This window comes from Vreelandella arctica (genome assembly GCF_037070215.1).
Taxonomy (GTDB): Bacteria; Pseudomonadota; Gammaproteobacteria; order Pseudomonadales; family Halomonadaceae; genus Vreelandella; species Vreelandella arctica.
Genome location: NZ_JBANSN010000022.1, coordinates 49,866 through 61,779, shown reverse-complemented (window position 1 = coordinate 61,779; position 11,914 = coordinate 49,866). Strand labels below are relative to the sequence as shown.

At 55.0% G+C, this 11,914-nt stretch carries 8 protein-coding genes; 2 read left to right on the top strand and 6 right to left on the bottom strand.

Translation table 11 applies throughout. The features are described 5' to 3' along the window. Positions 1-240: 240 nt before the first annotated feature. The 5 genes from V8L70_RS16890 to V8L70_RS16870 all read right to left on the bottom strand — a co-directional run bounded on the left by V8L70_RS16890 (position 241) and on the right by V8L70_RS16870 (position 6,764). Positions 241-1,491, bottom strand: coding sequence for an aspartate kinase (locus V8L70_RS16890; protein WP_101145803.1), 1,251 nt, complete (start codon positions 1,489-1,491; stop codon positions 241-243). A gap of 239 nt (positions 1,492-1,730) precedes the next feature. After that, a complete protein-coding gene (gene alaS, locus V8L70_RS16885; RefSeq protein ID WP_101145802.1) occupies positions 1,731-4,340 on the bottom strand; it encodes an alanine--tRNA ligase in 2,610 nt (869 codons plus the stop codon). Between the two features lie 223 nt (positions 4,341-4,563). Continuing rightward, on the bottom strand, positions 4,564-5,028 hold the full coding sequence (locus tag V8L70_RS16880) for a regulatory protein RecX (protein ID WP_101145801.1): 465 nt from the start codon (positions 5,026-5,028) through the stop codon (positions 4,564-4,566). A gap of 24 nt (positions 5,029-5,052) precedes the next feature. Next, positions 5,053-6,126 (bottom strand): recombinase RecA, encoded by a 1,074-nt coding sequence (recA, locus tag V8L70_RS16875; protein ID WP_035564432.1) that lies wholly within the window; start codon positions 6,124-6,126, stop codon positions 5,053-5,055. A 104-nt stretch (positions 6,127-6,230) separates the two neighbouring features. Continuing rightward, positions 6,231-6,764, bottom strand: coding sequence for a CinA family protein (locus V8L70_RS16870; RefSeq protein ID WP_101145800.1), 534 nt, complete (start codon positions 6,762-6,764; stop codon positions 6,231-6,233). 83 nt (positions 6,765-6,847) lie between these two features. Here V8L70_RS16870 and mutS point away from each other — a divergent pair, with 83 nt between their 5' ends. Together mutS and fdxA are read left to right on the top strand one after the other, a co-directional pair. After that, entirely contained in the window at positions 6,848-9,409 is a 2,562-nt protein-coding gene (mutS, locus tag V8L70_RS16865; protein WP_101145799.1) for a DNA mismatch repair protein MutS, read from the top strand. A gap of 341 nt (positions 9,410-9,750) precedes the next feature. Further along, complete coding sequence (gene fdxA, locus V8L70_RS16860; protein ID WP_008957517.1) at positions 9,751-10,074, top strand: ferredoxin FdxA; 324 nt, start codon at positions 9,751-9,753, stop codon at positions 10,072-10,074. A gap of 511 nt (positions 10,075-10,585) precedes the next feature. Here fdxA and eno read toward each other — a convergent pair. Then, positions 10,586-11,875, bottom strand: a complete 1,290-nt coding sequence (gene eno / locus V8L70_RS16855; protein ID WP_008957519.1) for a phosphopyruvate hydratase — start codon at positions 11,873-11,875, stop codon at positions 10,586-10,588. Positions 11,876-11,914: the final 39 nt, after the last annotated feature.

Below are 11,914 nucleotides of genomic sequence, written 5' to 3'. Positions count from 1 at the left end.
GGTAGGCATCTGAGTAACGGGTATAAGTTTTTTTCTTCATTGATGTTGTCGATCTTGCCATGGTTCACCTCATCGTAGCGTATTACATTTTTGAGGTGTCTACTGTTACTGGGCAAGACCATAGCGTTGCCTGTCACCAACGGCTCCGGCTCCATGACACCTCAACCTCCCGTTGAAAGAAAGCTCACCACCACATGGCAGCAAGTACCCCTTCAGCGTAGAAGATTTAAGGCATTAATGTTATTCAGATTCGATATCTGTCTTATCTAAACCAAAGGCTTTGTGTAACGCATTGACGGCAAGTTCCATATGCTTCTCATCAATGACGACTGAGATTTTAATCTCAGAGGTGGAGACCATACGAATATTGACGTTCTCATCAGCCAGCACGCGGAACATTTTTGATGCCACACCCGCGTGAGAGCGCATTCCCACACCGACCAAGGAGACCTTGGCGATGTTGTCATCACCACGCAGCTCGCCGCCACCTAAATCCGGGATCACCGTCTCTTCAAGCAGTTTCTTGGTTGCTTTGTAATCGCCTTTGGCAACTGTAAAGGTGAAATCAGTATAGTCACCAGCCGGGGCAACGTTCTGTACGATCATATCGACTTCGATATTGGCATCGGCAATCGGGCCAAGAATACGAGAAGCGACGCCTGGCACATCCGGCGTATTGAGCAAGGTCAGTTTGGCTTCATTCTTGGTAAAGGCGATACCGGAGATCAGTGGTTCTTCCATAGCGTCCTCGTCTTTGTCTGCTTCTGCAACAATTAGGGTACCGGGGCCGTCTTCAAAGCTCGACAGCACCCGCAGGGGCACGTTGTATTTACCGGCAAACTCTACCGCGCGGATCTGCAGTACTTTAGAGCCGAGACTGGCCAGCTCCAGCATCTCTTCCACGGTAATGCTCTCTAAGCGCTGCGCTTTGGAACATACACGCGGGTCAGTAGTGTATACCCCGTCCACATCGGTGTAGATCTGGCACTCATCGGCGCCAAGTGCGGCGGCCAGGGCCACACCCGTGGTGTCAGAGCCACCACGACCCAGGGTAGTGATGTTGCCGTCCTCATCCACCCCTTGGAAACCGGCTACGACCACCACCTGCCCTGCTGCCAGGTCAGCTTTCAGGTCGTCGGTTTCGATGCGCTGGATGCGCGCCTTGGTATAGGCGCTGTCCGTATGGATACCTACCTGGGCGCCAGTGTGTGAAGTGGCTTGCACGCCAATTTGCTGCAGCGCCATGGCGAGTAGTGAAATCGTCACCTGCTCGCCGGTCGACAGCAGCATATCCATCTCGCGCGGTGCGGGATCGTCATTAAGTGCCTGAGCCATGTCCGTGAGGCGGTTGGTTTCGCCGCTCATAGCGGAGACCACAACCACCACCTGATGGCCTTGATCACGGAAGCCCTTAACTTTTTCCGCTACGGCCTTGATACGCTCGACAGAGCCCACCGAAGTGCCGCCGAACTTCTGTACGTATAGTGCCATATGCCGTTTTTCCTATGCGTTCGGGAATGGAGGGTGAAGTTACATTTATCACTAGGAGTCTTTGATTAACGTAATGAGCGCAGTTCAGACAAGGCGAAATTAGATGAAAAAGCGGAGTTTACATAAAGTAAATGAGCATTTTGAAGCTAATTTCAACGTCGTATGAACAAGCGCAATAGTTAATCAGAGATCTCCTAAATAAATAAGGCCGGTGACAATCATGCCACCGGCCTTTGGGTTTAGCTAAGTGCGTTTTCCAACCATGCCGGTACGCTCTTCAACGCATCCGGCAGGGCATCGGGCTGGCTACCTCCTGCCTGAGCCATATCCGCGCGGCCACCACCTTTACCTCCCACTTGAGAGGCAACATGGTTAACCAGCTCACCGGCTTTCACTCGGCCGGTCAAATCTTGGGTTACCCCGGCAATCAGGCTGACTTTGCCCGCCGCCTGATCGGCAACCCCAAGGATAATGACCCCGGAACTGAGCTTATTCTTAAGTTGGTCAAGAATGCCGCGCAGGTCTTTGCCAGAGACACCTTCCAGCTGCGTCGCTAACAGTTTAACGCCGTTGACCTCTTGCACCTGACTCAGCATGTCACTACCCGCAGCACTGGCGAGCTTGGCTTTAAGCTGCTCCAACTCTTTTTCTAAGCTACGATTGCGCTCAACCAGAGACTCTACCCGCGCTTCAACTTGCTCAGGCTTGGTCTTCAAACGTTCCCCCAAGCGCTCAAGGCGAGCTTCCTGCTCGCGGAAGTAAGTTAGTGCGTTTTCGCCGGTAATCGCTTCGATACGACGTACACCAGAGGCAATGCCCACTTCACTCATCACATGACAGCAGCCGATATCGCCACTGCGTGCCACGTGGGTACCACCGCACAACTCGATAGAGAAGTCGTCGGCACCAATCGTCAGTACCCGCACATTCTCGGCGTATTTGGCCTCAAACAGCGCCGCCGCCCCTTTGGCTTTGGCTTGATCCAGGCTCATTTGCTCGGTTTTAGTCGGCGCATTAGCCAGTATCTGCTCATTGACCAGCCGTTCGACTTCCGCCAACTGCTCGGCAGTCATCGGCTCAAAATGGCTAAAGTCGAAGCGCAGCCGCTCAGCATTAACCAGCGAGCCTTTTTGCTGCACGTGATCGCCTAGTACCATACGTAGCGCTTTGTGCAACAAGTGAGTCGCCGAGTGGTTACGGATCGTGGCGGTACGCAGGCTGGCATCCACTTCGCCGCGTACGCTAGCACCGACACTCAGCGAACCTTCCACCATAATGCCCTGGTGTAAGTGATGCCCGCTCTGCTTTTGGGTATCCGTTACCTGGAAACGACCGCCGTCGACATACAGGTAGCCGGTATCGCCCACCTGGCCGCCGGACTCACCGTAAAATGGCGTGCGATCTAGCACCACAACGCCCTTCTGCCCCGCTTTCAGCGCAGCCAGCGCATTGCCTTCGCTGTCGACCAGTGCCGTTACCTTGGCTTGATCCTCCAGGCGGTCATAGCCAGTAAAAGCGGTCTCACCGTCAAGTTCAATAGAGGCGCTGTAATCAGCGCCGAACTGGCTAGCCGCCCGGGCACGCTCGCGTTGGGCCTCTAAGGCCTGCTGAAAGCCCTCTTCATCGAGAGTGACGCCGCGTTCGCGGCACACATCAGCGGTGAGATCAAAAGGAAAGCCGTAGGTGTCGTAAAGCTTAAACACTGTTTCACCCGGCAGCACCTTGCCATCCAGCTCGGCTAAGGCTGCATTCAACAGCCCCATGCCATGGTCCAGGGTGCGAGCAAACTGCTCTTCTTCTTTCAACAGTACCCGAGTGATCTGGTCATTCGCTTCGCGAAGCTCTGGATACGCATCACCCATTTCGGCATCCAGCGCGTCCACCAGCTTGTGGAAGAACGGCTCTACGGCTCCCAGCTTGTGACCATGGCGGATCGCGCGGCGAATGATGCGACGCAATACATAGCCACGCCCTTCGTTAGAAGGCAGTACACCGTCGGCAATCAGGAAGGCACAAGAGCGGATGTGGTCGGCAATCACGCGCAGCGAAGGTGTAGTGGTATCAGGGTGCCCGGTAGCTTTAGCCGCAGCCTGCAGCAGGCTCTGGAACAGATCAATTTCGTAGTTGGAATGCACGCCCTGCATGACGGCAGCTACGCGCTCCAAGCCCATACCGGTATCGATAGAGGGCTTGGGTAGCGGGTTGAGCGTACCTTGGCTATCACGATCAAACTGCATGAACACCAGGTTCCAGATTTCGATGTAGCGGTCGCCATCTTCTTCCGGGCTACCGGGAGGGCCGCCCCATACCTCTGGACCGTGGTCAAAAAAGATTTCCGAACTCGGGCCACAAGGACCGGTGTCGCCCATCTGCCAGAAGTTATCTTCGTCTAATTTGGAAAAGCGCTCGGGGTCAATACCGATCTCGTCTTTCCAGATACGTTCAGCTTCGTCATCGCTAACATGTACCGTTACCCACAGTTTCTCTTTAGGCAGACCCAGCGTTTCGGTCAGAAATACCCAGGCAAAGCGTATGGCGTCGTGCTTGAAGTAGTCGCCAAAACTGAAGTTACCCAGCATTTCAAAAAACGTGTGGTGACGTGCGGTATAGCCGACATTGTCTAAATCATTATGCTTACCGCCTGCGCGTACGCAGCGCTGCGCAGATGTTGCACGCACGTAGGGGCGTGGGTCGCGACCCAGAAATACATCTTTGAAAGGCACCATGCCGGCATTGGTAAACAGCAGCGTCGGGTCATTGCCCGGCACTAAAGAGCTGGTGGGTACAATCGTATGCCCCTGCTCTTCAAAGAAGGTGAGAAAGGCCTGTCTAATTTCTGCGCTTTTCATAGGGTATCCGTAACAAGAAAGCGTGGTGTCCCAGGGCGCTGTCGACGCTACCCTCAGGGGTCGCAAAGAGGCCATTATAGCGCAGTTGTCAAACGACTAAAGCCGCACTTAGTGGCAGAGAGGCAAACAAATAGCTAGAAAAGCGTATGAGAGCGCTATTAGAAAAGTAAGAGCAGGCGTTTTATAGGCAGGGGAAAAGTATTACAGAGATAGAGAAAATGTATTACAGACAGGAAAGCGCATAGCGGATTTGCTCAAAATCGAAGCCACGACTAGCCAGAAAGCGCTCGCGTCGAGCGCGCTCTTTAGGTGTTTCGCCGGGGCTATCAAAGCGCCGCGTCAGTGTTTCCCGGGCTAGCTCGAACCAGTCAATCTGCTCCCCCTCCTCCACCTCTTCAAAAGCAGCGTTAAGGGTTTCCTGGTCGACGCCGCGTTGGCGCAATTCACCTTTAATACGAATAACACCCTGGCCGCGCAGAATGCGCGAGCGTACGAAACTAGCTGCAAAACGCGCATCAGATTGCAAGCCCTGTTCGGCCAGAGCGTCTAAACACTCGTCAATAGCGGTATCGTCGAAGGCTTTTTTCTTTAAGCGCTGGGCTAGTTCGGCGCGAGAGTATTCGCGCCGAGCCAGTAAGCCAATCGCGATGTCACGGGGAGTGGCATCGCGCTGAGACATAAAGGCCATTAGATTGTCTCGGTTAGAAAAGACTTAGAGCAGATCGTCATCGTTGGCATCCACTTCAGCCGCTGCTTCGGCAGGGGCACCTTCCTTCTCCTTTTTAGGATCAGGCTTGGCCAAGAGCTGCTCACGAATCTGCGTTTCGATTTCGAGCATAATGTCTGGGTGCTCTTCCAGATAAAGCGCGGAGTTTGCTTTACCCTGGCCGATTTTCTTGCCTTTATAGCTGTACCAAGCACCGGCTTTATCGACCAGATTGCACTGCACGCCCAGGTCAATAACCTCGCCAGCGTGGTAGATACCCTTGCCGTAAAGAATCTGGAATTCAGCTTGGCGGAATGGCGGTGCCACCTTGTTTTTGACTACTTTCACGCGGGTTTCGTTACCGGTGACTTCATCGCCTACTTTCACCGAGCCGGTGCGGCGAATATCCAGACGCACACTGGCGTAGAACTTAAGCGCGTTACCGCCGGTGGTGGTTTCGGGTGAACCAAACATCACGCCGATCTTCATGCGGATCTGGTTGATGAAGATCACCAGGCAGTTGGCGTTTTTGATATTACCGGTAATTTTACGTAGCGCCTGAGACATCAAACGTGCCTGTAGGCCAACATGGGTATCGCCCATTTCGCCTTCGATTTCAGCGCGCGGGGTCAACGCAGCGACAGAGTCGATAACAATCACGTCAACACCGCCGGAACGCACCAGCATATCGGTAATTTCTAACGCCTGCTCGCCAGTGTCCGGCTGGGAAATCAGTAGATCATCCAGGTTGACGCCTAGCTTTTCGGCATAGCTTGGATCCAGAGCGTGCTCGGCATCCACGAACGCACACACTTTGCCTTGCTTTTGCGCTTGCGCAATCACCGAAAGGGTCAGCGTTGTCTTACCCGAGGACTCCGGACCAAAAATTTCAGCTACGCGGCCAAACGGCAGCCCGCCGATGCCAAGTGCGATATCCAGACCCAACGAACCCGTGGAAACCGACGGCATGACCACACGCGGTGCGTCACCTAGACGCATGACGGTGCCCTTGCCGAACTGACGGTCGATTTGGGTGAGTGCAGCGTTTAGCGCTTTTGTGCGGTTGTCATCCTGAGCCATTCAGAGATTCCTCATAACAAGCTGTATAATTACCCAGTAGTATGCCAAAGATTGTGCCGTAAACAAATCCTTGATCACGCTTTCTCTTAACTATTTTCCTACCCCTACCCCTGCTTGCCTGCCTTCACCCGCGCATCCAGGCGTGCCACCAGCCCTGCCAGCGCCTGCCGCACTGCCTGCTCGCGCACTGCTTGGCGATCCCCAGGGAAGTGGAAACACTCGGCTTGCTGCTCAGCGGTATCACCCCAGGCGAGCCAAACGGTACCCACCGGCTTTTCAGCACTACCACCATCCGGCCCGGCCACCCCACTAACGGCAACGCCCAAGCCCGCACCGCTATCCCGGCAGGCGCCTTGCACCATCGCTTTCACTACTTCTTCGCTCACCGCCCCGTGTTCTGCCAGTATAGCGTCTGGCACGCCGAGCAGGCGGGTCTTAGCCGCGTTCGCATAGGTCACATAGCCCGTTGTAAAGTAAGCAGAGCTACCCCCCGTGCTGGTAATCGCACTGGCAATACCACCGCCCGTGCAGGATTCAGCGGCGGTCACTTCCACCTTCAACTGCTGACAAAGCCGCCCTAGCCGCTGAGCTAGCAGCGTCAAATCAAGATTTTTCAGGCTAGATACGCTGGGCACTATGGTCGCTCCTTCAAGTGAGTCGTCTGTTCAGCGTAGAATACTGTGTTTAGCTTTCTCAAAGAAATTGCTCAATCAGGACGCCCATGTCACAGGCCATTCCCCCTAACACGCCAATGATCACGCAGTATTTAAAGATCAAACGCGAACACCCCGAGGTTCTGCTGTTTTACCGAATGGGGGATTTTTACGAGCTGTTTTTCGACGACGCCAAGCGCGCCGCCGCACTGCTGGACATTACCCTTACCCAGCGCGGCCAGTCGGGGGGGAAGCCGATCCCGATGGCGGGTGTACCTTACCATAGCGCTGAAGGCTATTTGGCGCGTCTGGTCGCTGGCGGTGAATCGGTAGCGATCTGCGAACAGATAGGCGACCCCGCGACCAGCAAAGGGCCCGTTGACCGCCAAGTAGTACGTATCGTTACCCCCGGCACGCTCCACGATGAAGCGCTGCTCGATGCCCGCCGCGACAACGTACTGGTATCGGTCTCCCCCGGTAAAGATAGCTGGGGCCTTGCCTGGCTAGAACTCTCTAGCGGCCGCTTCAATGTATTGGAAGTGGAGAGCGAAGCCGAAATGCTCGCCGAGCTTACTCGCCTCTCCCCTGCTGAGTTGCTGGTGCCCGAAAGCCTGACGCTACCCGATGCCTGGTCGCAAAAGCGCAGCCTGCGTCGCCAGGGCGAGTGGCTGTTTGATTTGGAGAGCGCCACCCGCAGCCTGTGCGATCAGTTTGAAGTGCAGGATTTACGCGGCTTTGGCTGCGCGCACTTGACCACTGCACTGATTGCCGCCGGGGTGCTGATTGATTACGCCCGCGACACTCAGCGCTCGCGCTTGCCCCACGTGACCGCGATTAGCGTTGAGAATCGCGACGATGCAGTAGTGATCGACGCCGCCAGCCGACGTAATCTGGAAATCGACATTAACCTGGGTGGCAATAGCGACAACACCCTGGCGAGCGTGCTGGACACCTGCACCACCGCCATGGGCTCGCGGCTACTCAAACGCTGGCTGAATCGTCCGCTGCGCCAACGAGAGATTGTCCAAAACCGCCATGCAGGCGTGGCGTTGCTAAGCCTAGATGCCGCCTACATGTCGCTGCGCGAGACGTTGAGCGATGTGGGCGATGTGGAGCGCATTCTGGCCCGGGTCGCGCTGTACAGCGCCCGGCCACGGGATTTGGCGCGTCTGCGTGACGCCCTGGTCACTCTGCCTACCCTTGAACAGCAGTTGGGCGAGGTAGAGAACGGCAGCGCGCTGGATAGCCTGCGCCCGCATATCCGCCCCTACCCTGAAATGGCTGACATGCTTAGCCGCGCGCTAGTTGAGAATCCGCCGGTGGTGATCCGCGATGGCGGGGTGATTGCCAACGGCTTTGATGCCGAGCTCGACGAGCACCGGGGCATGGCCGAGAACGCGGGCGACTATCTTGTTCGGCTGGAAACCCGCGAGCGCGAGCGTACCGGACTTGCTAATCTCAAAGTCGGCTATAACCGGGTACATGGCTACTTTATCGAGCTGCCGCGCTCCCAGGCGCAGCAAGCACCCGCTGACTATATTCGCCGCCAGACGCTGAAAAACGCCGAGCGTTTTATCATTCCTGAACTCAAAGAGTTTGAGGATAAGGCGCTGTCGGCTAAATCCCGCGCACTGACCCGTGAAAAATGGCTTTATGACCGCCTGCTGGGCGAGCTGAATGACAGCCTTCACGCGCTACAAAGCACTTCTCAAGCGCTTGCGGAGTTGGATGTGCTGTGCGCCTTTGCCGAACGCGCCGAGGCGTTGAGCTGGGTGCGCCCGACGCTGAGCGAGGCCACAGGCATTCGTATCGAGGCGGGGCGGCACCCTGTGGTTGAACAGGTTAGCGAAACGCCCTTTGTGCCCAATGACGTTACGCTTAACCCCGACCAGCATATGCTGATTATTACTGGCCCTAATATGGGTGGTAAATCGACCTATATGCGGCAAACAGCGCTAATTGCTCTGCTCGCCCACTGCGGCAGCTTTGTGCCCGCCGATGCCGCCGAGATCGGTCCGCTGGATCGGATATTTACCCGCATTGGCTCGTCGGATGATCTGGCAGGCGGACGCTCCACCTTTATGGTCGAGATGACCGAAACGGCCAATATTTTGCACAATGCCACCCAGCAAAGCTTGATTTTGATGGATGAAATTGGCCGCGGCACTAGCACCTTTGACGGGTTATCGCTGGCCTGGGCGAGTGCGGAACATCTTGCCAAGGGGCGTGCACTAACGCTGTTTGCCACCCACTATTTTGAGATGACCGCCCTACCTGAACACATGGAGGGCGTAGCCAATATTCACCTAACGGCGACCGAGCATGGCGACAGCATCGTGTTCATGCACCGCATTGAAGCAGGCCCGGCTAGCCAGAGTTACGGTTTGCAGGTCGCTCAATTAGCGGGCGTACCTGGTCATGTGATTAAACGGGCCCGTGAGAAGCTGATGAGCCTGGAGCAGCGCGATGTAGATAACACAGCGCAAGCGCCGCGAACGGCTCCCCAGCAAAACGACCTGTTTGCAGCCGCACCGCACCCGGTGGTGGAGGCATTGGAAAATGTCGATATGGATGGTTTAACGCCGCGGGAAGCGCTATCGCTGTTGTATCAGTGGCGAGACCTGATCTAATGGTGCTTATAGAATGAAAGGCGATAAGTGAGATTCAGGTGCCAGGGCAGGTTGAAGCGAGGGTCTTTCGACAGGGCCGGAAAATGTTCCCGACAATTCCGGCATTTCCGCCATCCATGGCGGTCAGATGTCGAAAGTAGCGCCCACGGACGGGTTTACAGCGCCCTCGCGGAAACCTGTACTGGCATTGCTACCAACTGGAATCATAAGGCGCTTGCCGCCAGGTAGGCGCACCACTAGAATGTCGCTCAAACTTTTAGCTTATAAAAAACGGCTGATTTATAACCATTCACGATTGACCATGGCCAGGAGCTACCTGGCCCTGCAAGAGGGATAGCAAGATGACGTTTGTCGTTACCGAGAACTGCATCCAGTGCAAATACACCGACTGTGTGGAAGTCTGCCCGGTCGACTGTTTCTACGAGGGCCCGAATTTCCTGGTCATTCACCCTGACGAGTGTATTGACTGCGCACTGTGTGAACCAGAATGCCCCGCTGAGGCGATATTCTCAGAGGATGAGCTGCCAGATGGGCAAGAGGCGTTTATTGAGATTAACGCTGAAATGTCAGAAGTATGGCCCAATATTGCCGAAAGGAAGGATCCGCTGCCTGACGCCGAAGAGTGGGACGGCAAGCCCGGTAAGCTTGAGAAGTTAGAGCGTTAAGCTTAACTCACGCCTGCTCTGCTGTTACTTTATAACCAGCGCTTTTTTTTGAAAAAAGCGCTGGTTTTTTATGGGGTTGCCAAGCGTGCATTGCCAAATAAGAGGCAAAAAAAAGGCGACCCGTAGGCCGCCCGCTCCAAGCACTTCCTCTGACCACTCCCTGTATCAACTTCCTCAGATGTCTTCCCTGCCGGGGCTCACCTCTCTGTATCGCCCGGCGCATCCGTCCTACATCCCGTTGCATCCTGTCTGAAGCATCCTTGCCTCCCCTTGTCCTGCGTGTATTGTGGCAGATCACGTCGGCTTCTCAACAAAGCCAAAATGCAAAAAGGCGAGTCTTAGCGACTCGCCTTAATTCCACAATTATCTTTAAAAACAAAAGCTTAAATTTGAATTAGTGGAAATTTTCGTTTCATCTTACCCCAAACCAAGCGATTCTCGTCGGCATTTGTAAGACATCTCTTACAAAATCTTGAGATATTACTTACAAACCTCACTCAATATTGGCGCTTTACTGACCTTTGATCGCTTTCAGGCCAGGATACGTGACATCTTCAAGCTCGGCCTCAATCACCAACAGACGGTTGTATTTAGCAACGCGATCAGAACGGCACAGTGAACCCGTTTTAATCTGACCGGCGCAGGTACCTACCGCCAAATCGGCAATAGTGGTGTCTTCCGTTTCACCAGAGCGGTGCGAAATTACCGCTGTAAAGCCTGCATCCTGGGCCATCTTGATGGCATCCAGCGTCTCGGAGAGCGAGCCGATCTGGTTGAACTTGATCAGGATAGAGTTACCGATCTGCTCATCAATACCACGCTTAAGAATCTTGGTATTGGTCACGAACAGATCGTCACCCACCAGCTGTACTTTAGCGCCCAGCTTGTCGGTCAGCGCTTTCCAGCCTGCCCAGTCGGACTCGTCCATGCCATCTTCGATGGACACGATTGGGTAATCGGCGCACAGGCCTGCTAGGTAATCAGTAAAGCCTTGGGCGTCGTAGCTTTTGCCTTCACCGGAAAGGTTGTACTGACCGTCTTTGTAGAATTCTGAAGAAGCACAGTCCAGCGCCAGCGTGACGTCTTTTCCCAGCTCGTAGCCAGCATCGGCAACGGCTTGCTTGATGACTGCCAGCGCATCAGCGTTAGACGCCAGGTTCGGCGCAAAGCCGCCCTCGTCGCCAACGGAGGTGGAAAGGCCTTTCGCCGACAGCACTTTTTTCAGGGCATGGAAAATTTCCGCGCCCATGCGCAGCGCTTCGCGGAAGTTAGGCGCACCTACCGGTTGAACCATAAACTCTTGGATATCAACGTTATTATCCGCGTGTTCACCACCGTTGATGATATTCATCATCGGCACCGGCATGCTGTACTGACCCGGCTGGCCGTAAAGCTCGGCAATGTGGGCATATAGCGGTACGCCTTTGGCGTTAGCAGCGGCTTTAGCCGCCGCCAGGGAAACGGCCAGAATCGCGTTCGCGCCCAAGTTCGCTTTATTCTCCGTGCCGTCCAACGCCAGCATGGCATCGTCTAAGCCGCGCTGATCACGCGCATCCATACCCAGCAACGCATCACGGATCTTGCCATTAACCGCATCGACTGCTTTCAGCACGCCTTTGCCCAGATAGCGCGACTTGTCACCGTCGCGCAGCTCTAATGCTTCACGTGAGCCGGTAGAAGCACCGCTGGGCGCGCAGGCTTCACCAACAGCGCCGCTGGCAAGACGTACGTTCGCCTGTACGGTGGGGTTACCACGCGAATCCAGCACTTCCAACGCACTGATAGCAACAATTTTGGTCATGGCAGTTTCCTTAACGGTAAGTCAGATAAAATTATTAAT